We start from the raw sequence: 21681 nt of genomic DNA, 5'->3' as shown, positions 1-21681 counted from the left end.
CATACAGGCAACTTTCCTAGTCAATGGGCGCAAAGTGCGTTGGTAAGGCACTAAATTGCAAGGATGGATTTTGCTTCATCCACTTTTTCTTATTAGGGATTTGGATCTTCAACTCATCATCTGTCACAAACTTTTGAGTTTTACCTTTTGCATCTACAAACTGAATTGATGCGGGTTCGGTAAAAGTAAACTCGAGTTCATCAAAGCTTGGAGCAAGCCAAGATAAGCCGCCAGCCATGAGATCAACAAAAGCATCCATATCCTCTAGAAGAATAAACAAATCGCGATACATAACTTGCTGCTTAGTCAACGACGCTATATCCGTATTGACCAGAATCGCAACGGCATCTTTTTCTTGATTGATCACTAAATTAACTTTATCAGCACGTGACTGCGGGAGAATAGGTAGATCAATATTGCCGTCTTTATCTATGATACCATTGGCAATGACCTTACCATCTTGCTCCAGCCAAAGTTTAACATCCTCTAGCGCGATATCAGGCTGCTTCACTTCCACAGTAAATTTAGACAAGATATATTGCGACTGCGCTTTGTTGGCGATTAAATCTAGAATTTGATTAATCTCACCATACTCAACACTTCGCTCAGCGGCGAAAACCGAATTGCAAAGTAAGCTCGCAACAGCACCTAACATCAGTAACTTTTTCATTGGGTTATCCTTTCTTATTGTTGTATTCATAAGAGGAGTACTTCGAGAAATAGTTCAAAACTTGATCTCAATTCCACATATGCCAAATAGATCAGGCTAAACTCAACATAGGCTTATGGAGTGAAAAGGAGTAACAGATGACCCAAACCGTAGCTGATTTAATGACCGCAGATCCTTTCGCAGTGATTGCTGAAAATACCTTGCAAGATGCGCATAATTTAATGAAAGAAAAAAATGTCCGTCACATTCCAGTGATTGACGAGGCTGGATCCTTGGTTGGTATGCTCACGCAAAAAATTATGATCGCCAAGGTAATGGGAATAATGGCAACCTATGGCGCAAATGCACTTGCAAGAAAAGAGAAGCAAACAAAAGTACAAGATATTATGGCGACCGATTTTGCGAGCGTGCGCCCAGGTCAATCACTACAAGATGTAGTGCGCTTTTTTGTCGATAATCGCCATGGCTGTATGCCTGTGGTAGACGAGCAAAACAAGTTGGTTGGTATACTAACATCATCAGACTTTGTGCGACTCGCCGCAGCACTATTGTCTTAAACCTAGTATTGAGCAGGGTGTATTCCACTGACTCGCGGAATACACCCTGCTATCAGCATGATTAGGCTTTTTCTTGCAGCGTTCTCGCTACGGTTCTCATACCTAACGTCGTCGCACCTGCGGCCCATTGGCCACCAGCGCTATTTTGGAAAGAAGCTGCAAGGTCGATATGCACCCAACCTTGACCTTCATTTGGTACAAAGCGAGACAGGAAACCCGCTGCATTCGATGCACCACCAAAGCCGCCACCTTTTTGCGCTCGGCTGTTAGCAGTATCCGCATAAGGCGATGGACAGTTATTTTGGTGCCACTTTTCTAGAGGTAATGGCCACGCGGCTTCAAATTCGTCACTCGCGAACTGCTGTACATCACCGACAAGCGCTTTGTCTAAACCAAATAGCGCATTGTACTCTTGGCCTACAGCAACGAGCGCAGCACCCGTTAACGTCGCGGCATCAATGATAAGCTCAGCGCCTGTTTCACTGGCAGCCATCAAGCCATCAGCCAATACCAAACGTCCTTCAGCATCGGTATTCACGATTTCAACTGTGGTGCCATTTTTGTAGGTAAGAATATCACCTAACTTATAGGCATGGCCTGAGATAAGGTTCTCAGCACAACATAGGAACAACTTAACACGACGGTCAAAGCCACGTTGAATAGCTAGTGCTAAACCAGCCGTTACGGTTGCCGCACCGCCCATATCACACTTCATCGTAAGCATGCCTTCACTTGGCTTAATCGAGTAGCCGCCTGAGTCAAACGTGATCCCCTTACCCACAAGTGCCGCGCTAACTGGTGCGTCATCGTTACCGGTTGGGTTGTAGTCAAGCTCAAGCAACACTGGAGGACGCTCACTGCCGCGTCCTACTTCATGGATACCAATCCATTGCTGCTCCAACAGCGCATCGCCTTTAATGATTTGATAGCTAACATGCTCAGGTGCTAATGACTGAATAAATTCAGCCGCTTTTCCAGCAAGGCTTTCAGGATAAATGTCTTCAGCCGTACCGTTGATCATCTGACGCATCCATGTTGCCGACGCTTTTAATGCATCAAGCTCTTTAAGACTTGACTGGTCGTTGTCAACGAACACCACACCATCTAATGCTTTTGGTGACACAAACCCTTGATAAAAAGCCCATTGAGATTCAGTACACCACAAGTCACCTTCTAGATGAACTTGCTTAATCCCTTGTTGTGCGATGCTACGAGCCGCTTTTTGAATATTCTTTAGCGTTTCGTCTTGTTGTAAATGGATAAAAGCACCGTCCTTTTCAAACGACAATGCAGCACCAGTAGATAAATACTCTGGTTTTGCGTCTTCACTCAGTCGTACAATAAATTTCTCTGACATTCTCTTTTCACTCTTGTGCTTGTAAGTGTGGTTAAGTGTACACTAGCCACTAAATACACCCAACCTAAAGCGACCAATGAAGTTTTCTAGGCAATTACAGCAAGCAACCTTGCTCAAACGATATAAACGCTTTCTTGTCGACTTACGCGCCTCAAGTGGTGACGAATTCACCGTACACTGCGCCAATACTGGTAGAATGACCAATTGTGCAGACCCAGGATTTACAGCCTATTATTCGACCAGCGATAATCCTAAACGAAAGTACATTCATTCGTTGGAGTTGACGCAAGATAATGATGGTCATTTTATTTGTGTAAATACAGCGGTGGCCAATAAAGTGTCTGTTGAGGCCATTGAGCAAGGAAGAATAACGCAACTGCAAGGCTACAAAACACTTCAAACAGAAGTGAAATACGGGGCTGAAAATAGCCGAATTGATATTTTGTTGAGCAACCTCGAAAATGGACAATCGTCGCAATTCTGCTACGTTGAAGTAAAGTCGGTGACTTTGCTTGAGCAACAGCAAGGTTTTTTCCCTGATGCAGAAACCTTAAGAGGTCAAAAGCATCTTAGAGAATTAATCCACATTAAACAGCAAGGTCATCGTGCGGTGTTACTCTTTGCCGCGCTCCATACAGGGATCAATTGTGTCAAACCAGCCAGTCATATCGATCAAAAATATGCAGTGTTAGTAAAAGAAGCAATTTCTCAGGGAGTAGAAATCATTGCTTACCGAGCACATATTGACGATAACCAAGTACAATTAATTGAAGAAATTCCTTTTGATTACGCTTGACTTTTTTCATGCTGCCCACATATAGCCGTGATAGTTTTCTTCCCCCAATTGGTTAAACTTTGAAAAAAGTGGCTGACATTTGCAGTAAAAAGTGTTTGCTAAGGGGTAAAGATTTTGCTATTTATACCCGCCGGCGAAAGCTGGGGTTATGTATTAAGGATTTAGGAGAATGGTATGCCAGACCAGAAAAAACTAGGGTTATTGGCTCAAGCCGGTGTAGAACCTTATCAAGAAAAGCCAGGCGAAGAATACATGAATGAAGCACAACGTGCTCATTTCAAAGCGATATTAGAAGCATGGCGTGCCGATCTACGTAATGAAGTAGATCGTACTAAGACACACATGCAAGACGAAGCGGCAAACTTTCCTGATCCTGTGGACCGTGCAGCGCAAGAAGAAGAGTTTTCTCTTGAACTGCGTACTCGCGACCGCGAGCGTAAGCTAATCAAGAAAATTGAGAAAACACTTCAACTTATCGAAGATGATGACTTCGGCTTTTGTGAGTCGTGCGGTATTGAAATCGGCATTCGCCGTTTAGAAGCGCGTCCAACAGCTGATCTTTGTGTTGATTGTAAATCTCTCGCAGAAATCAAAGAAAAACAACAAGGCAGAGGATAATCTCAGCCCTGTGTCCCCAAGCTTAAAGCAAACTGGGAGCTATCGCGGTCGATTTGCTCCCTCGCCCTCTGGACCGCTTCATTTCGGCTCTCTTGTTGCCGCACTGAGTAGCTATTTAGATGCAAAAGTCAATCAAGGTAAATGGCTCGTTCGCATCGAAGACATAGACACACCGCGTGTAGTGGCGGGTGCTGCCGACAATATATTAACCACACTTGAAGCATATGGCCTTTACTGGGATGAAGACGTTATCTATCAATCACAGCGCCATGCTCTATACCAAGCTTATTTGACGACACTAAAATCAGACTCCCTTGTATATGCGTGTCAATGTACCAGAAAGCAAATTAAAGCAATGGGTGGGTTTTACAACAATCATTGCCGAACCTTAGCGCTAAGTTGGCAAGATAACGCTTTGCGCCTACAGCAGCGCTGCCCAGTTACTGAATTTAATGACGCAATACAAGGCACGGTTGCCATTCCCTCTGCAATTGCGCATGAAGATTACATCGTTAAACGCCGCGACGGCTTATTTGCTTATCAATTGGTGGTGGTGGTTGACGACATAGAGCAAAAGATTAGTCATATCGTGCGTGGTGCCGACCTGCTAGCGCCCACAGCGAGGCAAATTAGTTTATTTCGGCAACTCAATCAGCCATCACCTGAGTACGCTCACGTACCACTGGCTGTCGCAGAGCCCGGATTTAAGTTGTCTAAGCAGAATCATGCTCCAGCTATTGATAACAGCAACCCGTTACCAACCCTTTATGCCGCGCTGCGTTATTTGCATGTGTCGGTTGATTCTCTTCATAATTATCAAGATGTTGAGGCATTACTCACTCACGCTATTGATATTTTTAGTCTTGATAGCGTTCCTAAAGTGCAGGAAATTCAACTAGACTCTCTAGAAAATGGCGATTTCGCTTTTCGTCCACTCTTTTCAAGTACTTCAATTTAGTCTCATTTGAGTATATGATAGCGAGCCTTAAATGCGACCTGCTTTAAGACAAAAGCAGTGGTTCACAACGACTAGAATAGAAAACTTGATTGCTCAGGAGACGAGTTATTATTTCCAAGCTTGTAAACTTTTGCCGCCAGTTTGTAACTGGAAAAGGCGATGAGACGGTGAAAATGGCCAGCCCGACACCTGCGATAATTCCTCGCAGCGAGCATGGTATATCTCGTAAACAATTTAGCCCTAATGCTATCAAAGTGCTCTATCGCTTAAAAGATGGTGGCTTTGATGCCTATCTAGTTGGTGGTTGTATCCGCGATATCATGCTAGGAATTGAGCCTAAAGACTTTGATGTCGTTACCAATGCCACGCCTGAACAAATCAAAAAGCTGTTCCGCAATTGTCGCTTAATAGGCCGTCGCTTCCGCCTTGCGCACATTGTTTTTGGACGGGAAATTATTGAAGTCGCCACCATGCGCGGCCACCATCAAAGTGATGATTCTTGTGCCACGACAAGTCAAGCCAGCGAACACGGACAACTATTACGCGACAATGTCTACGGTAGTATTGAAGAAGATGCCGAGCGCCGCGACTTCACTATCAACGCGCTATACTATTCTATTAATGACTTTACCCTACGCGACTTTGCCGGTGGTGTTGCTGACATTAAAGCGCGTAAAATTGAGCTGATTGGCGATCCTGAAACTCGCTATCGCGAAGATCCGGTACGTATGCTCAGAGCTATCCGCTTTGCAACCAAACTGGATATGGAGATTGCTACGCCGACCCGAACTCCGATTAAAGCACTAGCGCCGTTGCTTGGACATATCCCCGCTGCACGCTTGTTCGAAGAAACGCTAAAGCTATTTTTAAATGGTAAAGCAGAAGAAAACTTTCTTCAGATGCGTGAATACGGCTTGTTTGCACAATTATTCCCGGCGTTAGATAAAATCCTAGCACAACCTGACAATGACTTTGAGCGTCGCTTTATTCAGCAAATGTTTGCCAATACGGATAGCCGTATCAACGCGGATAAAAAAGTAACCCCTGCATTTATCTATGCAGCACTTTTATGGTTCCCTATTTTAGCTAAAAGCGAAGCGCTAGCAGCCGAAGGTATGAATGAATATGATGCCTTTATGCAAGCCATCAATCACGTTCTTGCTGAGAATGCTAAACACGTTGCTGTGCCTAAACGCTTTACTTTAGGCGCCCGAGATATCTGGCATATTCAACAGCGCCTAGATAAACGCTCAGGTCAGCGTGCATATCGCCTAAGCTTACAGCCGAGATTTAAAGCCGCATATGATTTCCTATTGTTGCGTGTCGAAAGTGGCGAGCAAGAGCAAGAAGAACTCGCAGCTTGGTGGACTGACTACCTCAAGAATGACGTCACCGGCCAAAAAGACATGGTGCGCAACTTAGGTAACCAAAGCAAACCTAAGCGTCGATATAATAGACGTAAGCCAAAAAGAAAACCGAAAGAAGATTAAATGAATATTGCGTACATTGGATTGGGTGCAAACCTATCTGAACCGATGGCACAAATACAGCGAGCACTCGATGTGCTCGCCGCCCATCCAGACCTCTCGCTTGTCCAGCACTCTAGCCTGTATGGCTCAAAACCTATGGGCCCTCAAGATCAACCTGATTATGTGAATGCCGTAGCAAAACTGGCGACATCATTAACAGCAGAGTCTTTACTCGATGTGTTGCAACAAATAGAGCTTGAACATGGTCGTGTACGCAAAGCTGAGCGCTGGGGACCGCGCACGCTCGATTTAGATATTCTGCTTTTTAATACCGACACCATTAACAGTGATAGACTTACGGTGCCACATTACGGCTTGAAAGAAAGAGAATTTGTCGTCTATCCACTATTAGAGATAACGCCAGAACTCAAATTACCTGATGGCACTGAGCTTAACTCTTTAACACAAAAGCTACCACTTAACGGATTAGCAATCCTCAAATAAACCAATCCAAGGGGTTTACTATGGCAAAAATTTCCGTCTCAACACTTGCCAAAATGAAGCGTGAAGGAACAAAAATAACAGCCCTCACCGCTTACGATGCAAGTTTTGCAAAATTATTTCACGACAATGGCGTAGACGTCATCTTAGTGGGTGATTCTCTGGGTATGGTTTTACAAGGTGGTGAAGATACTTTAGCCGTGACCACGGACGACATTGCCTATCATACCCGTTGTGTAAGAGCTGGTAGTAAAGCACTATTCGTTATTGCCGATATGCCTTTTATGAGCTATTCAGATCCGCAGTCGGCCTGCCAAAATGCGGCTACCTTAATGCGTTCAGGTGCTAACATGGTTAAGCTGGAAGGCGGTGAATGGCTTTACGACAGCATTGCGCTACTTACTCAACAAGGGATCCCAGTTTGCGGCCATTTAGGCTTAACACCACAATCTGTACATGTATTCGGAGGCTTTAAGATACAAGGTCGTGAGGAAGTACAAGCTCAAAAGATGATAGCCGATGCACAAGCGTTAGAGCGTGCTGGTGCACAAATGATTGTGATTGAATGCGTGCCTTCAGCACTGGCTAAACGAATTACCGAAGCCGTGACAATCCCGGTCATTGGTATTGGCGCGGGTAAAGAAACCGATGGCCAAATTCTGGTCATGCATGACTTGGTTGGTATTTCTGCAGGCTATATCCCCAAGTTCTCGAAGAACTTTCTACTCGAAACAGGCAACATGCAAGATGCCGTGAAGAAGTTTTGTGCCGACGTGCAATCAGGTGACTTTCCGGGGCCCGAACACGAGTTTAATTAAATTTGCGGTGAGCGATGCTTATCGCTGAGTCTGGTTCAAGCATTTTGTTTGGATCGGTATTGTTATTATTGAGTTAGAGTACAACATGCAATCAGTTACTGAGATTAAATCGTTACGAAGCCAGATTAAAGCTTGGCGCCAACAGGGGTTGAGCATTGCCTTCGTACCAACGATGGGCAACCTTCACCGTGGTCATTTTTCCTTAGTAGAAAAAGCAAAAACCCTAGCAGATAAAGTCGTTGTCAGTATCTTTGTAAACCCAATGCAATTTGGTGCGAACGAAGACCTCGACAGCTACCCACGTACGCTTGAGCAAGACAAGCAAGGCCTTGCAGAACTAGAAACCGATATTGTGTTTACGCCTACCGTTGAGACCATATATCCTAACGGCCTAAATGCACAAAGTTTTGTTGATGTTCCAGGAGTATCTGAAGGACACTGTGGTTGCACACGTCCGGGGCACTTTCGTGGCGTTGCAACAGTTGTCACTAAACTGTTTAACTTAGTACAACCTGATTTTGCCTGCTTTGGTGAAAAAGACTTTCAACAATTACAGGTCATCAAAACAATGGTGAAAGACCTATCTATTCCTGTCGAAGTGATTGGTGTTGCGACTCAAAGAGAAGTTTCTGGACTGGCGATGAGCTCACGTAATGGTTACCTCTCTGAATCTGAAAAAAATACTGCTAAAGTACTCTTTCAAGCGCTAAAAGCAGCAGCTGGCGCTTTAGAAAATGGCGAAAAAGATTTTTCGAAGGTAACAAAAAATGCAACAGAAATGCTGCATAATGCTGGTTTAAAGTTGGATTATTTTAACATTTGTCAAAAAGATAGTTTGCAACCTGCTACACTCGAAGATAATCAACTCGTGATTCTTGCCGCTGCTTTTCTCGGTAAAGTCAGACTGATTGATAATATTCAAGTCACTGTCTAAGGAATAATAATGAAAACTGCGTTCGCCTTGTTAGTACTTTCTACCACCCTATTGGGGTGCAGTAATTCTATCTCACCTGAGCTTAATCAATGTGCACAACAGAATTATCAATGTGAACGCAGCTGTGAGATGCAAAACACACCAGAGACAATGTCTTTACAGATATGCACTGATAAATGTATTGAGCAGTATAATGCCTGCAAGATACAGGCTGAAAAAATTACCGAGAGCAAACGATAGTTTGCTCTTTTTTGCTATAAACCCTCTTCTAACTCAACCTAATATTCTTTTAAATACAAACGCTTCCCAAATCCCACTATTATTTTTTATTCACCTTTTTAGAATATTTTGCGATACAATAAACTGGTCTGATGAGGTAGACACACAACACCAACTTAACTTGGCTCAAGACTTGATTTATCAAACAATCCGAGCAGTGAACACTAACTTTGCTTAGTAACTTGTTATTTCTGGTTTTTATTCTAATCTCTAAGACAAAAGTAACACAACGTTGGTGCTCAGTATCAGCACTTTTAATGAGTGTTACCTACACGACTCTTTGCAAAGAAAATGGGAATCAATATGAAAAAGTCTGCAATTGCATTAGCGATAGCGCTTGGGACAGCTAGTTTTCACAGCGCTGCTGAAATCAGAATTAATGGTTTTGCTTCCATTATTGGTGGTCAAACGCTAGATAGTGATGACACATTATATGGCTATGACAATGATTTTGATATGGAGAATCGTAGCTTATTCGCCTTACAGCTATCCGCCGATCTACAAGAAAGTCTAGCTGCCACAGCACAGATCGTAGGTCGTGGTCAGAATGACTTTGATGCCGAGTTTGAATGGGCATACTTAACTTATACGATTTCAGACTCTTCACAGATAAGCGCAGGTAAAATGCGTCTTCCATTCTATCGCTATTCTGACTTTTTAGATGTGGGCTATGCATATCGCTGGGTTAAACCACCTCAATCGGTGTATAACCTAAGCTTTAGCACTTATAATGGATTGAGTTATATCCATAACTCGACATTAGGGAAGTGGGAGAGCACGGTACAGTTGGCTTTAGGTAGCGTAGATGACGACATTGTTGCTATCACCTACTCAGATGAAGCGGAGTTAAACAATACAGTAGGTATTAACTGGACACTGAGCAGAGATTGGTTCAGTGCGCGTGCGGCATATTTTGCTACCGAAGCGAGCATTAGCACAGCGAACAGCCCTGAACTGACAGGGTTATTGGCAGGATTAACTGGTTATGGGTTAACTCAACAAGCGGACGATATAGCTATAGAGAAAGATGATGCTTACTTTGCCGCGATTGGTATTTCTATCGACTATAACGATATCTTATTCGATGCGGAATACACTCAATTCGACGTGGATAACAGTATACTCGCTAAACAACAACAGTACTATGCTTCTCTCGGTTATCGTATTGATACGTGGACACTCCACCTAACCTATGAGCATAATGAAGGTAAGAATGAGAATGGTGAATTTAATTCTGTACCGCTCACAATCACCGCTCCAAATGGCGTAACTATTCCTGTTACAACCGATCCAACCAATCCAAATGCGCCTTATTTGAGAACACTCGTTAATGATGCGCTTGCAGGCGCACGTGCAGAGTCTGAAACATGGAGTATTGGTGCACGTTATGACTTCCATCCGTCAGCTGCATTCAAAATTGAACTAAACCAATTCGATAACACGTTAACAGATCAAAAAGCTGAGCTGTTGAGCTTCGGTATCGATTTAGTATTCTAACGGAGGCTAATATGATCAAAAAAATAATGACCTTAGGGCTACTGTTAGCCAGCCATGCGGCTTTGGCAGATATTGCTGTTATCGTGAACTCAGCAAATGCATCTGCTGTGGATGATGGCACTATCAAAAAGCTATTCCTAGGCAAAAGCAAATCATTTGCCGATGGTAGTAGTGCTACTCCTGTGAATCAGGATGGTAATGCGGTATTTGACGAGTTTAACGACAAAGTGATTGGCAAATCTAGCTCTCAGCTGAATGCACATTGGTCTAAATTAGTATTCACCGGTAAGGGTACACCTCCGAAGAAGCTAGATAGCGACCAAGCGGTAATAGACTTTGTCTCGAGCAACGCAGATGCCATCGGCTATATTGATGCAAGTAAAGTGACCGATGCCGTCAAAGTGATAGGTAAATACTAGGGCCTGTTGACCTTTGCTGTTTGATTTTTGTTCTCCTGTGTGTGTTTTGGTCGCGAGGTTCGACTTGCCGCCTAGTAATCTAGGCAAAAGTTGAGCAACAATGAACAAAGCGCACTCAGGTGAACCCAAAGGTCAGCGCTTGATTAGCATTTCTACTGTGTTGCCCCACAAGGATGTGGGATAAGGTGACTTTGCAGGAACACAAAGTCTTTATCGCCAGACTCATATAGAATAACGATGCTACCCAGGCTCTACCTTGTATAAATACCAATCAAACTGCTGCAAAAACAAACTTGAAATATTAACTGGCCCTAGTCAGTATTCCTTATCAAATAAAAACAGCCACTTCGTGTGGCTGTTTTTATTTGTCATTTATGATTTCTCTTTGATAAAGTCCTAGACTCTAAATTTTGAGGTTGCATCTTTTAAGTTGTCGGATAACACATGGAGATTTTCAGCAACGTCTTGTACTTCATTTAACGCTTGCATTGTGTCTTGGAAAGACTGGTGCATAGATGTCACATTGTTTACTACCATAGCTGCTACCGAGGTTTGCTCTTCCGTCGCCGCAGCAATTTGACCGTTCATGCTATTAATAGACAAGATTTGTGCTGCTATCTGCTCAATCGACTGCCCAGTTTGCGCTGCTGCGTCAGCGTTATTAATTGCCATACTGCTTGCAGTTGTCATCGCTTTCACTGCTTGATTTGCCGCTTCTGTTAGCACATTTAAAAGTTCTCTTATTTCATTGGTCGACTTTGCAGTTCTCGAGGCTAATTCGCGAACTTCATCGGCAACCACCGCAAAACCTCGACCTTGCTCACCGGCACGAGCGGCCTCAATCGCAGCATTCAAAGCAAGTAAGTTGGTTTGCTCCGCAATAGATGTGATCACATTTAAGATTTGCGTCACATTCTGCGTATCATCAGCTAGCTTATTAATTGTCTCTGCCGCATGATTAATTTCTTCACTTAACGCTTGTGATTCGTTAACCGACACTTGAATTTGACGCTTACTCTGCTCAACTTCTTGTTCGGCCAACTGAGCGGCATCAGAAGCCTGTGACGCCGAGTGAGAGATATCACCAACACTTAAACGCATTTCCTCCATAGATTGGCGTACCACTTCCGCATCATGCGTTTGTTGATTAGTTGCCCCTTCAGCTTTTTCCATCCCTTGAACAAGACGACTTGAGTCTTTCATCAAAGGTTCGACGACACTCATCACCTCTAGAACCGCCCCTTTTAGTAACGCGATAAATTCATTGAAGTTTATGGATACTTGACCGATTTCATCGTGAGAGCGCACATTGAGCGTAGTGGACAAAGAACCCTGCCCTTGCGCCAATAGTTTTAAGTTTTGCGCAGCATCCTTAGCTGAATTACCAATACCTCTAGCAATAACGACCGCTAAGAAGACCAAAACGAGTAAAGAAATAACGGCCACAATCAACATTATCGTTAGCGCGTTTGCTGAACGCGCTTCGGTATTTTGTAGTAACTCGACAAAACGGTCATTCGCGTCCGTTTTCGCCTTGGTAAAATCTGTGACTAGGCCTTCGTAGATTTCTGTTTTCTTTTTGGCATCTTCTTGGATGCGGGAAAAGTCAGCGGTACCATCTATCATTCCCCCTGCAATTTGCTGTGCAATTTTGCCATACTGTGAAAGTTCGTCGCTATTATCTGAAGGCATAAAGCCGCTTTGTACCGACTCAATTTTTTGCAAGTTAGCTTGGATTTGCTGTTGATATTCTTTTGCTTTATCTAGTAATTCAGCATCCCCAAAGGTTACGGCTTGAGTGAATAGCTCATCTAAATTCTGCAGCTTATTTGCATTTTCTGTGGCGAGGTTAAGAATTTTGTATGTCTGCTCCTCTAATTCATTTAATGCCCTTTGATTAGAACTAATAGCGTTGTAATTAACAAACACGATAACCACAAAAGCGACAACCGCAACGAGCGTAATTGCGTGGATCTTTTTGGTGATACTAAGATCAGCAAAAGCAGTACCTAGACTCATATATACACCTTTTGAAGTAAGACGAGTTCATTATCGACTGATTTATTATAAATTTTAACTAAATATAGAATATTTCCAGCTTTTTTGCCGCTTGAGGATGAAGATTTAAACAAATTATTCAATCTGGGAACATAGAAACGTAAAAATCAAAAAATGCCGCTCAATGAGCGGCATCAATAAAAACAAGTAATTAGCGGGTTGAGTAATCGATTAGAGTAGACCTAACTTTTTCAATTCGCGTGTCGCCATTTCGCTAGAAAGGGGAACGTAACCGTCTTTCTCAACAATCTTTTGACCTTCTTTAGACAATACCATCTTCAAGAATTCAGCTTCGATAGGTGCTAATTCTTTATTAGGGTGCTTGTTCACATATAGGTATAGGAAGCGAGACAGTGGATATTTACCCTGTGCCACATTTTCTAATGTTGCATCAACGTAGTTCGTGCCTTTTTTCGCTAGTGGGACTGTACGTACGCCTGACGTTTTATAACCGATACCAGAGTAACCAATCGCATTCACCGAAGACGAGATAGACTGTACTACAGACGCCGAACCTGGCTGCTCGTTAACATTATTGCGGAAGTCGCCTTTACACAGTGCTTTTTTCTTGAAGTAACCATAAGTACCAGATACTGAGTTGCGACCATAAAGCTGAATATCTTTTGCAGCCCAATCACCCGTTAGACCAACATCACTCCAGCGATTTGCCTGTGCTGCTGAACCACACTTACGCGTTGAAGAGAAGATTGAATCAACCTGTTCAATTGTTAAGCCTTCAATTGGATTATCTTTGTGTACAAACACCGCTAGCGCATCAATTGCGACGCGGATTTCTGTTGGCTTATAACCGTAACGCTTTTCAAAAGCTTCGATTTCTTTTGATTTCATCTTACGGCTCATTGGGCCGAAGTTTGCCGTTGCTTCCGTTAGTGCTGGTGGCGCAGTAGAAGAACCCGCAGCTTGAATTTGGATATTAACATTAGGGTAAATTCTTTTATATTCTTCTGCCCAAAACGTCATCATATTGGCAAGCGTATCAGAACCTACAGAAGAGAAGTTTCCTGAGATACCGCTGGTTTTATTATACTCTGGTAACTTTTCGTCTAAAGCAGATACTTGAGTAGAAACTAATGTAGTAATAGCCACACCCATTGCGGCAACTAAGCTTTTAAATTTCATTGGGGTCACTCCAATTGTTGGTCCCAGTTATTTTACGCAGCTCATTGTGCAGCGATAAAATGACAATAAAATTACTCTTAAATTACACTTTTATGACTTTCATTGTTTGTCATAAAAATTCGCTTTTGTTTTGGGAAAGCAAACCAAAAATGAGAGCCTTCACCCACTTTACTTTCAATATGTAAAGTCGAGTCATGACGAGACAACACATGCTTAGTAATTGCTAAACCAAGGCCCGAGCCGCCTGTTTTTCGACTTCGTGCTTTATCCACACGGTAAAAACGTTCAGTTAGGCGGTTAATATGTTCAGGCGCGATACCATCGCCATCATCGACGACACTAAACGTCGGCAAGTCGTTTTCTAAATACCAACGTACATGAATATGTCCACCGGGTTTGGTGTAATGAATAGCATTAAAAATTAAATTTGAGTAGGCACTACGTAGCTCATCCCCAGCCCCTTTGATATCCAAAGTCGGATCAATATCAAAAATGAGCTCATGGCCCTTTTCCTGATTAAGTGACTTCGCTTCGGTATGAATGAGATCAAGCATGGCAGGTATATTCACGGCTTTGTCATTGTCTTGCTTTCTCGCCCCTTCGATTCGAGACAAGGAAAGAAGTTGATTTACCAGACTATCCATCCGTTTACACTGATCTATCATCGTGCCATGTGCTTTAGCCCACATTGCGGGGGGGGCATATTATCGCTATCCATCATCTCTAGGTAGCCAGCCATGACGGTTAGGGGCGTTCTTAGCTCATGAGATACGTTTGCGACAAAGTCTTTGCGCATCTGCTCTAATTGCTTTAGTCGGCTAACATCACGCGCCACTAGCATAAGCTGCTCAGCATAAGGCATGACCCGTATTTCCAACACTTGCTCATGGCCGAGCCCAGTCTCAAGCTCTAAAGCTTCATCAAAACGATGTTCATGCATATATTTTACAAATTTAGGATCTCGAATAAGGTTATCCAATCTTTGACCATGATCTGTAGGCCATTGCAAACCCAGCACTTTCAACGCTAATTGGTTACACCACACAATACTGAGATCTTGTTGTAGTACAACGACCGCGTCGGGGATGGCTTCTGCCCCCTCACGAAAGCGGCGGATCAGTTCAGCGAGCTCATTACGCTTTTTACGATTACGTTGCTGAAGTTGATAGATGCCTTCAAACACTTGTTCCCAAGCGCCCTTACCTTCAGGTGGATTAAAACTACGTTGGTTGAGTAGCCAATCACTCAAACGATAGAGTTGTTTGTAATGCCAAACTAATAAGACGAAAGCACCGATGAAAAGAAACAAAAAAGGTGCACTGACTAAATAGCCAATTAAGGCTAGTGGTAGGAAATACAAAAACAGGCGTCTCGTTAACGCCTGTTTATCAATCACTCGATACATAGACTAAATCCATTTAGGAACCAAATAATTCAGCTCCTCTTGGAATACTAATTACAGTTTACTCGAAAAGCGGTAACCTGCACCACGTACGGTTTGCACTAAGCGATCGTGGCCAAGCGGTGCGATAGCTTTACGTAAGCGACGAATATGAACGTCTACAGTGCGATCTTCAACGTACACATTAGTGCCCCACACGTGGTCTAACAGCTGTTCACGGCTATAAACACGTTCAGGGTGTGTCATGAAGAAATGTAATAAACGAAACTCTGTCGGCCCCATATCTAACTCAGTGCCCGCAGATGTCACTCGGTGAGAAATAGGGTCTAAACGTAATCCGTGAACTTCTATCGCTTCTTCTAGCGACGTCGGTGAAACTCGACGCATTACCGCTTTAATACGAGCCATGAGCTCTTTAGGAGAGAAAGGCTTTGTCACATAATCATCCGCACCAACCTCTAATCCTTTAACTTTGTCTTCCTCTTCACCTCTTGCCGTTAGCATGATGATTGGGATCTGACGGGTATATTCACTTTGCTTAAACTTTTTAGCAATTTGAATACCACTGCCTCCTGGCAGCATCCAGTCTAGTAGCACCATATCTGGATAAGGCTCTACCATAGCAGCAACTGCTGAATCATAGTCTTCCGCTTCAATTGCTTGAAAACCATTTTGCTCTAGTACGAACACCAACATTTCTCTGATAGGTGCTTCATCATCAACTACAAGTACTTTACGTGACATTCCCAATGTTCTCTCGTTACCGACGTTGTTGATGTCATTATTATGACTAACTGTGACATTTTTATGAAAGTGTAACGTGTAAACGCAAAACAAGCCAAAAAAATCTCTTTTTTGGCTACAAAGGGAATACCTTATTTATTTATAATCACCTGTTTTTATAGTACTTTATACTAAAACGTTGGTTTCAAAATAGTGTTTTTGAAATATGGACTAAGACCTCCAAGCTATACTTCAAAAGCGACGCTGCAATTCACAACCAACACGCCTTTTGTAAGTAGCCTTACTCCTTGTAAATTAGAAGTCATATCTCAATGTGACCGCCATCGTGTTGTGATCTTCGTTGTTATCCAAAGAAAATTTCGAATACCAAAGATACATACGAGCTTGTTTACTTAAACTTTTTTCCACACCCACAGAGGCTGCATTGCCAGAGTCCTTCAGCTTACCTGCTGCCCCATCCGAATCTTGATATTGAGCCAGTAAGGTATATGACTCAATTTGGTAGGCAGCACTCACCATAAAACTGTCTACTTCCTCGTCACTATCTATCGCTTCATTTTGTTGATACATACCGCCGAGTTTAAAGTCCCCTAGTTTTCCTTGTACCGTCACGCGGTTAATGTCTTGCCCCGCAACTTTATTATCATGGGCAACAGCAACATATACATTGGTTTTCTTGAGTTTGCTATCACCGTAACTTGCCGACAAAGATAAGCCATCTTCGCCGTTTTGTTTGCTGTTGTCTTCGGCAATATAACTCACCGTAAACTGCAAATGATTGATCGCTGGAGTCGTATATTGCACGGTGTCACCAAGGCGATTTTCACCAACAAAGAACGAATTAATATCACCAGAAAAGTCATTCATTAAGTCCACTTTGCCTTGCGACTTTTTCATCGGTGTATCATCACGGCCGATCAGGAGCTGACCATAGCTCCCTTTAACCCCAAGATACTGAGAGCGTGCGGTAAGGTTATCACCTGATTTACCATCTTTGTCTTGATCCGTGATCTCAACTTGGAATTCATATTTATAAAAAATCTCAAGTCCTTCTTGCAGCTTTGCAGCTCCCTTTAATCCCATGCGAGAGTTATAACTTTCAATTGAAGTATCGCTGTCACCATCTTTATCAGAATTTTGTACACCGACATGAGCTCTACCGTATAGAGATACAGCTTCGTTTGCATAACTACAAACACTCATAGAGCAAAGGCTTAGAGCAACAAATGGTAGGTATTTCATTTTCATCTTTGATCACCTTGGATAGTATTTGGGCGCAGTACAACAAGGTTTGAGATGCCGAAGCCAGACACAGAGGAGGTAGCGAACAGATCTCGTATTTTTAAAGTTAGACACTTTTAGCTGGAGATCAAGAAACTGACTCCGGGATCAGTATTTTATTAACTGCTGGGGATCATCCACTGTCAGGATCAGATTTTTACTAACAAGATCGTCTCCAAGATCATTTTCTTACTAACCTCTTACTACTTCACGCTCGATCAAGTTGGTATAAAAATGATCTAAGCGAAGCTAACTTATTGATCTGAGGTTTTGAAATATATCCACTTAGTCAAACAATGATCTTTGTTAGTAAAGATCTGATCCCTATTTACCTCGCTAGTAAAATGGCGATCCAAGTATATTTTCATCCAGCAAACCCTATTAAGCATAGGTTTCCAATCAAGGATCAGATACAAAAAAGCCTCTATTTCAGAGGCTTTTTGAAGTATCAAAGTGCGATGCACAATTTTACTTAGTCAAATTTTGATCCGATAAAGTTATTTCACTTTAGGATCTAACTCACCTGTTAGATATCTCATGTGCATATCATCAAGTGAAATTGGCTTAATCTTAGCTGCTTGACCAGCTGTACCGAACGCTTCGTAGCGCGCAACACAGATCTCAGTCATCGCTTTCGTCGCTTCCGCTAAGAATTTGCGTGGATCGAAGTTGCTTGGGTTTTGCGCAAGGTGACGACGAATAGCACCTGTTGATGCCAAACGTAGATCGGTATCGATATTGACTTTACGAACACCGAATTTAATACCTTCAACAATTTGCTCAACTGGTACACCGTATGTCTCAGGGATTTCTCCACCAAACTCATTGATGATTGCTAACCAGTCCTGCGGGACTGAAGACGAACCATGCATTACTAAGTGGGTATCAGGAATACGAGCGTGGATTTCTTTGATGCGGTTAATTGCTAAGATATCGCCTGTTGGTGGACGAGTAAATTTATAAGCACCATGTGATGTACCACATGCAATAGCAAGCGCATCTACATTGGTTTTCTTGACGAAGTCAGCAGCTTCTTCCGGATCTGTCAGTAGCTGATCTTCTGTTAACTTACCTTCAGCTCCAATACCGTCTTCTTCACCAGCTTCACCGGTTTCAAGAGAACCAAGTACACCTAGCTCACCCTCAACAGACACGCCACACGCGTGCGCCATTTCAACGGTACGGCGAGTAACGTCCACATTATACTCGTAGCTTGAAGGCGTTTTACCGTCTTCCATTAGAGAGCCGTCCATCATGACTGATGAGAAACCAAGTTGAATAGAACGTTGACATACAGCAGGTGAAGTACCATGATCTTGGTGCATTACAACTGGAATATGAGGCCATTCTTCTACAGCCGCTAAAATCATGTGGCGGATAAATGGTGCACCAGCATATTTGCGTGCACCAGCAGAACCTTGCACGATAACCGGACTATTTGTCTTGTCCGCAGCTTCCATGATCGCACGCATTTGCTCTTGGTTATTCACGTTAAATGCCGGAACACCATAACCATGCTCAGCTGCATGATCGAGAAGTTGACGCATACTGATTAAAGCCATATTGCTTTTCTCCAATTGTTGATAGCCACCGCTATCGGTTTGAACGGATAATATGTTTACACCAGCCAACGCTGATGAGGTTAACCACTTTATTTGTTGGCTAACCGGACGCTACGCGTCGTCAAGCAAACATCAAGTATGTGAGAGAATGATGTTTACCTGATATTAGGAGGCAGCTTAACGCTACCTCAATCAATTTTAGTCTCTAGCGCGCTGCTCAAGCATAGCGACCGCAGGAAGTGTTTTACCTTCTAAGAATTCAAGGAAAGCACCACCACCTGTAGAAATATAAGAGATATCTTGCTCAACACCATACTTGTCGATAGCAGCTAACGTATCGCCACCACCAGCAATTGAGAATGCTGACGACTTAGCAATGGCATTAGCAATCGCTTCAGTACCATTCCCGAATTGATCAAATTCAAATACACCCACTGGGCCATTCCAAACCACAGTTCCGGCATTTGCAATGATCTCGGCAAGTTGAGTTGCAGTATCAGGACCAATGTCGAAGATCATGTCTTCGTCTGAAACTTCGCTCACATCTTTAATAGTCGCAACCGCAGATTCTGAGAACTCATTCCCTACAACCACATCAGTCGGAACCGGAATATCACCGTCATTCGCTCTAGCAGCAGCCACTAGCTTGTTCGCTTCAGGGATCAAATCCGCTTCGTACAGTGACTTACCAACAGGGTTACCCGCTGCAGCAATGAAAGTATTTGCAATACCGCCACCAGTAACGAGTTGATCAACAACCTTAGACAATGAATCAAGCACGGTTAGTTTGGTTGATACTTTAGAGCCGCCAACGATGGCCACCAAAGGACGAGCTGGATTATCTAGTGCTTTGCCAAGCGCGTCGAGTTCAGCCGCAAGCAATGGACCTGCACAAGCCACCTCAGCATACAAACCAACACCATGTGTTGAAGCTTGTGCGCGGTGCGCAGTACCAAAGGCATCCATCACGTAGACATCACAAAGCGCTGCTAGTTTTTTCGCAAGTACTTCATCGTCTTTCTTCTCGCCAACGTTAAAACGCACGTTTTCGAATACGATAACTTCATTGTCTTGTACATCCACGCCGTCAAGATAGTCAGTCACTAAACGTACATCTTGAGATAACGCATCATTAAGATAATCCACAACTGGCTGCATAGAGTATTGCGCATCATACTCTCCCTCGGTTGGACGACCAAGGTGAGACATCACCATCACTTTAGCGCCTTTTTCTAGCGCTAATTTGATACTTGGTAGTGCAGCACGAATACGCGCGTCCGACGCGACTTTGCCATCTTTAATTGGCACATTTAGGTCTTCGCGGATCAACACACGCTTGCCGTTTAAATCTAAATCCGCCATCTTAATGACTGACATTGGACATCTCCTTAAAGAACGATACATTTTGTTATCTACAAAGCAGCAACCGTTTGCCACCTTGGTTTGAATTAGTGTTTCAATTTTGTCAGACAATTTGATTATAACAGCGTCTGAAACAAATGATTAGCCACGCATCATCACGCAAGCGGTATCAAGCATACGATTAGCAAAACCCCACTCGTTATCACACCAAACCAGCAACTTAACTAAGCGCTTGTGACTAACTCGAGTTTGCGTGCCATCAATAATACAAGAATGTGGATCATGGTTAAAATCAACCGACACTAACGGCTCTTCAGTGTAGCTCAGCACCCCTTCTAACCGACCACCAGCGGCCTGTTGAAGCACCGAGTTTACCGCATCAATGGTGACATTTTCATTGAGCGTAACGCTAAGATCCATCGCAGTTACATTGATTGTTGGAACTCGTACCGCGATCGCCTCAAAACGACCTTGGAACTTAGGTAGAATACGCTCAATGCCGCGAGCAAGCTTAGTATCGACAGGAATGATGGATTGACTTGCCGCACGCGTACGACGTAAATCACTGTGATAAGCATCAATCACTTGTTGATCGTGCATAGAGGCATGAATAGTTGTAATAGCGCCGGACTCGACACCAAACTTATCGTCTAGCACTTTAATTACCGGAACAATACAGTTTGTTGTACACGAACCGTTAGACACAATCGTGTACTCGGGTAACAGTACCTCTTCGTTGATACCGAAGATCACCGTTGCATCAACATCTGCATCAGCGGGGTGTGAAAATAATACTTTCTTTGCCCCAGCCTGAATATGTGCCAGTGCGTGCTGGCGAGAATGATACACGCCAGTGCAATCGAGCACGACATCAACATCCAGTGCGCGCCAAGGTAGGTGAGTTGGATCTGGCTCTGAAAATAGCTGGATCTTATCCTCAGCTACTTCCAAAAAAGATTCTGTTAACGAGACTGGAAAAGCAAAGCGCCCATGTGAGGTATCGTATTTTAGAAGATGTGCGATCCCTTTAGGATCCGCCAACTCATTGATGGCGACAATTTGTATTTCGTGGTGACGACCCGACTCATAGAGTGCTCTTACGATATTACGCCCTATTCGACCAAAGCCATTAATTGCAAGCTTGATTGTCATTAAATTGAAAATCCATGAAGTCGCAAGTACGAAAGTTCCCCTTCGTTTTGATGGCGCTATTGTAATCGACCTGAGTGAAATGTGTAAGGGGCTAGGACAATTTTTTA

The 21681-nt window shown here is 43.3% G+C and carries 20 protein-coding genes and 1 pseudogene; 11 read left to right on the top strand and 10 right to left on the bottom strand.

The features are described from left to right. Nucleotides 1–16: 16 nt before the first annotated feature. Nucleotides 17–670: a DUF2987 domain-containing protein gene (locus tag B1L02_RS02135; RefSeq protein ID WP_088529737.1), complete on the bottom strand. Its 654-nt coding sequence runs from the start codon at nt 668–670 to the stop codon at nt 17–19. A gap of 137 nt (nt 671–807) precedes the next feature. Between B1L02_RS02135 and B1L02_RS02130 the strand changes: the two genes are divergently transcribed. Continuing rightward, nucleotides 808–1227 (top strand): HPP family protein, encoded by a 420-nt coding sequence (locus B1L02_RS02130; RefSeq protein ID WP_088529736.1) that lies wholly within the window; start codon nt 808–810, stop codon nt 1225–1227. Between the two features lie 61 nt (nt 1228–1288). On the opposite strand, the gene pepB is transcribed toward B1L02_RS02130, so the two are convergent. Next, a complete protein-coding gene (pepB, locus tag B1L02_RS02125) occupies nt 1289–2584 on the bottom strand; it encodes an aminopeptidase PepB (RefSeq protein WP_088529735.1) in 1296 nt (431 codons plus the stop codon). Between the two features lie 76 nt (nt 2585–2660). On the opposite strand from pepB, the gene sfsA reads away from it, so the two are divergent. The 10 genes from sfsA (at nt 2661) to B1L02_RS02075 (ending at nt 10873) form a co-directional block, all read left to right on the top strand. Further along, complete coding sequence (sfsA, locus tag B1L02_RS02120) at nt 2661–3380, top strand: DNA/RNA nuclease SfsA (protein WP_088529734.1); 720 nt, start codon at nt 2661–2663, stop codon at nt 3378–3380. A 174-nt stretch (nt 3381–3554) separates the two neighbouring features. After that, entirely contained in the window at nt 3555–3998 is a 444-nt protein-coding gene (gene dksA, locus B1L02_RS02115; protein WP_017216564.1) for an RNA polymerase-binding protein DksA, read from the top strand. Nucleotides 3999–4008: 10 nt separating this feature from the next. Continuing rightward, nucleotides 4009–4956 carry a tRNA glutamyl-Q(34) synthetase GluQRS gene (gene gluQRS, locus B1L02_RS02110; RefSeq protein WP_088529733.1) on the top strand — a complete coding sequence of 316 codons (948 nt, stop codon included), beginning with the start codon at nt 4009–4011 and terminating at the stop codon, nt 4954–4956. A gap of 173 nt (nt 4957–5129) precedes the next feature. After that, nucleotides 5130–6446: a polynucleotide adenylyltransferase PcnB gene (pcnB, locus tag B1L02_RS02105; RefSeq protein ID WP_088529732.1), complete on the top strand. Its 1317-nt coding sequence runs from the start codon at nt 5130–5132 to the stop codon at nt 6444–6446. Next, a complete protein-coding gene (gene folK / locus B1L02_RS02100) occupies nt 6447–6929 on the top strand; it encodes a 2-amino-4-hydroxy-6-hydroxymethyldihydropteridine diphosphokinase (protein WP_088529731.1) in 483 nt (160 codons plus the stop codon). 20 nt (nt 6930–6949) lie between these two features. Continuing rightward, a complete protein-coding gene (gene panB, locus B1L02_RS02095; protein WP_088529730.1) occupies nt 6950–7744 on the top strand; it encodes a 3-methyl-2-oxobutanoate hydroxymethyltransferase in 795 nt (264 codons plus the stop codon). An 85-nt stretch (nt 7745–7829) separates the two neighbouring features. After that, nucleotides 7830–8678: a pantoate--beta-alanine ligase gene (gene panC, locus B1L02_RS02090; protein WP_088529729.1), complete on the top strand. Its 849-nt coding sequence runs from the start codon at nt 7830–7832 to the stop codon at nt 8676–8678. Between the two features lie 9 nt (nt 8679–8687). Beyond that, nucleotides 8688–8918 carry a hypothetical protein gene (locus B1L02_RS02085; RefSeq protein ID WP_088529728.1) on the top strand — a complete coding sequence of 77 codons (231 nt, stop codon included), beginning with the start codon at nt 8688–8690 and terminating at the stop codon, nt 8916–8918. A 342-nt stretch (nt 8919–9260) separates the two neighbouring features. Beyond that, nucleotides 9261–10454 carry a porin gene (locus B1L02_RS02080; protein ID WP_088529727.1) on the top strand — a complete coding sequence of 398 codons (1194 nt, stop codon included), beginning with the start codon at nt 9261–9263 and terminating at the stop codon, nt 10452–10454. Nucleotides 10455–10465: 11 nt separating this feature from the next. Beyond that, complete coding sequence (locus B1L02_RS02075) at nt 10466–10873, top strand: phosphate ABC transporter substrate-binding protein (protein ID WP_088529726.1); 408 nt, start codon at nt 10466–10468, stop codon at nt 10871–10873. 396 nt (nt 10874–11269) lie between these two features. Here the strand turns inward: B1L02_RS02075 and B1L02_RS02065 are convergent, their stop codons facing one another. The 8 genes and pseudogenes from B1L02_RS02065 to epd form a co-directional block, all read right to left on the bottom strand. Continuing rightward, nucleotides 11270–12892 carry a methyl-accepting chemotaxis protein gene (locus B1L02_RS02065; protein WP_088529725.1) on the bottom strand — a complete coding sequence of 541 codons (1623 nt, stop codon included), beginning with the start codon at nt 12890–12892 and terminating at the stop codon, nt 11270–11272. A 210-nt stretch (nt 12893–13102) separates the two neighbouring features. After that, the gene (locus B1L02_RS02060; RefSeq protein WP_017216573.1) at nt 13103–14071 is read right to left on the bottom strand and encodes a PstS family phosphate ABC transporter substrate-binding protein; all 969 of its coding nucleotides are present in this window, start codon (nt 14069–14071) and stop codon (nt 13103–13105) included. A 77-nt stretch (nt 14072–14148) separates the two neighbouring features. Next, a pseudogene (phoR, locus tag B1L02_RS02055) lies at nt 14149–15476 on the bottom strand (phosphate regulon sensor histidine kinase PhoR). 51 nt (nt 15477–15527) lie between these two features. Continuing rightward, nucleotides 15528–16217: a phosphate regulon transcriptional regulator PhoB gene (gene phoB / locus B1L02_RS02050; protein WP_010378755.1), complete on the bottom strand. Its 690-nt coding sequence runs from the start codon at nt 16215–16217 to the stop codon at nt 15528–15530. 294 nt (nt 16218–16511) lie between these two features. Further along, nucleotides 16512–17465, bottom strand: coding sequence for a porin (locus tag B1L02_RS02045; RefSeq protein ID WP_017216574.1), 954 nt, complete (start codon nt 17463–17465; stop codon nt 16512–16514). 530 nt (nt 17466–17995) lie between these two features. After that, a complete protein-coding gene (gene fba, locus B1L02_RS02035) occupies nt 17996–19060 on the bottom strand; it encodes a class II fructose-bisphosphate aldolase (RefSeq protein WP_088529724.1) in 1065 nt (354 codons plus the stop codon). A gap of 198 nt (nt 19061–19258) precedes the next feature. Beyond that, nucleotides 19259–20437 carry a phosphoglycerate kinase gene (locus B1L02_RS02030; RefSeq protein WP_088529723.1) on the bottom strand — a complete coding sequence of 393 codons (1179 nt, stop codon included), beginning with the start codon at nt 20435–20437 and terminating at the stop codon, nt 19259–19261. A gap of 126 nt (nt 20438–20563) precedes the next feature. Continuing rightward, on the bottom strand, nt 20564–21574 hold the full coding sequence (gene epd / locus B1L02_RS02025; protein ID WP_088529722.1) for an erythrose-4-phosphate dehydrogenase: 1011 nt from the start codon (nt 21572–21574) through the stop codon (nt 20564–20566). Between the last annotated feature and the right edge of the window lie 107 nt (nt 21575–21681).

This window comes from Pseudoalteromonas piscicida (assembly GCF_002208135.1).
Lineage (GTDB): Bacteria > Pseudomonadota > Gammaproteobacteria > Enterobacterales > Alteromonadaceae > Pseudoalteromonas > Pseudoalteromonas piscicida_A.
The sequence above is the reverse complement of the archived record's forward strand: the minus strand, read 5'-3'. Positions and strand labels throughout refer to the sequence as shown.

Excerpts from the sequence above, each read along its gene's own strand:
- panB (WP_088529730.1), top strand. The coding sequence starts at position 6,950 with ATGGCAAAAATTTCCGTCTCAACACTTGCCAAAATGAAGCGTGAAGGA.
- dksA (WP_017216564.1), top strand. The coding sequence starts at position 3,555 with ATGCCAGACCAGAAAAAACTAGGGTTATTGGCTCAAGCCGGTGTAGAA.
- pepB (WP_088529735.1), bottom strand. The coding sequence starts at position 2,584 with ATGTCAGAGAAATTTATTGTACGACTGAGTGAAGACGCAAAACCAGAG.
- epd (WP_088529722.1), bottom strand. The coding sequence starts at position 21,574 with ATGACAATCAAGCTTGCAATTAATGGCTTTGGTCGAATAGGGCGTAAT.
- B1L02_RS02080 (WP_088529727.1), top strand. The coding sequence starts at position 9,261 with ATGAAAAAGTCTGCAATTGCATTAGCGATAGCGCTTGGGACAGCTAGT.
- B1L02_RS02030 (WP_088529723.1), bottom strand. The coding sequence starts at position 20,437 with ATGTCAGTCATTAAGATGGCGGATTTAGATTTAAACGGCAAGCGTGTG.
- panC (WP_088529729.1), top strand. The coding sequence starts at position 7,830 with ATGCAATCAGTTACTGAGATTAAATCGTTACGAAGCCAGATTAAAGCT.
- folK (WP_088529731.1), top strand. The coding sequence starts at position 6,447 with ATGAATATTGCGTACATTGGATTGGGTGCAAACCTATCTGAACCGATG.
- pcnB (WP_088529732.1), top strand. The coding sequence starts at position 5,130 with ATGGCCAGCCCGACACCTGCGATAATTCCTCGCAGCGAGCATGGTATA.
- B1L02_RS02045 (WP_017216574.1), bottom strand. The coding sequence starts at position 17,465 with ATGAAAATGAAATACCTACCATTTGTTGCTCTAAGCCTTTGCTCTATG.
- B1L02_RS02075 (WP_088529726.1), top strand. The coding sequence starts at position 10,466 with ATGATCAAAAAAATAATGACCTTAGGGCTACTGTTAGCCAGCCATGCG.
- sfsA (WP_088529734.1), top strand. The coding sequence starts at position 2,661 with ATGAAGTTTTCTAGGCAATTACAGCAAGCAACCTTGCTCAAACGATAT.
- B1L02_RS02065 (WP_088529725.1), bottom strand. The coding sequence starts at position 12,892 with ATGAGTCTAGGTACTGCTTTTGCTGATCTTAGTATCACCAAAAAGATC.
- B1L02_RS02060 (WP_017216573.1), bottom strand. The coding sequence starts at position 14,071 with ATGAAATTTAAAAGCTTAGTTGCCGCAATGGGTGTGGCTATTACTACA.
- fba (WP_088529724.1), bottom strand. The coding sequence starts at position 19,060 with ATGGCTTTAATCAGTATGCGTCAACTTCTCGATCATGCAGCTGAGCAT.
- B1L02_RS02135 (WP_088529737.1), bottom strand. The coding sequence starts at position 670 with ATGAAAAAGTTACTGATGTTAGGTGCTGTTGCGAGCTTACTTTGCAAT.
- phoB (WP_010378755.1), bottom strand. The coding sequence starts at position 16,217 with ATGTCACGTAAAGTACTTGTAGTTGATGATGAAGCACCTATCAGAGAA.
- B1L02_RS02130 (WP_088529736.1), top strand. The coding sequence starts at position 808 with ATGACCCAAACCGTAGCTGATTTAATGACCGCAGATCCTTTCGCAGTG.
- B1L02_RS02085 (WP_088529728.1), top strand. The coding sequence starts at position 8,688 with ATGAAAACTGCGTTCGCCTTGTTAGTACTTTCTACCACCCTATTGGGG.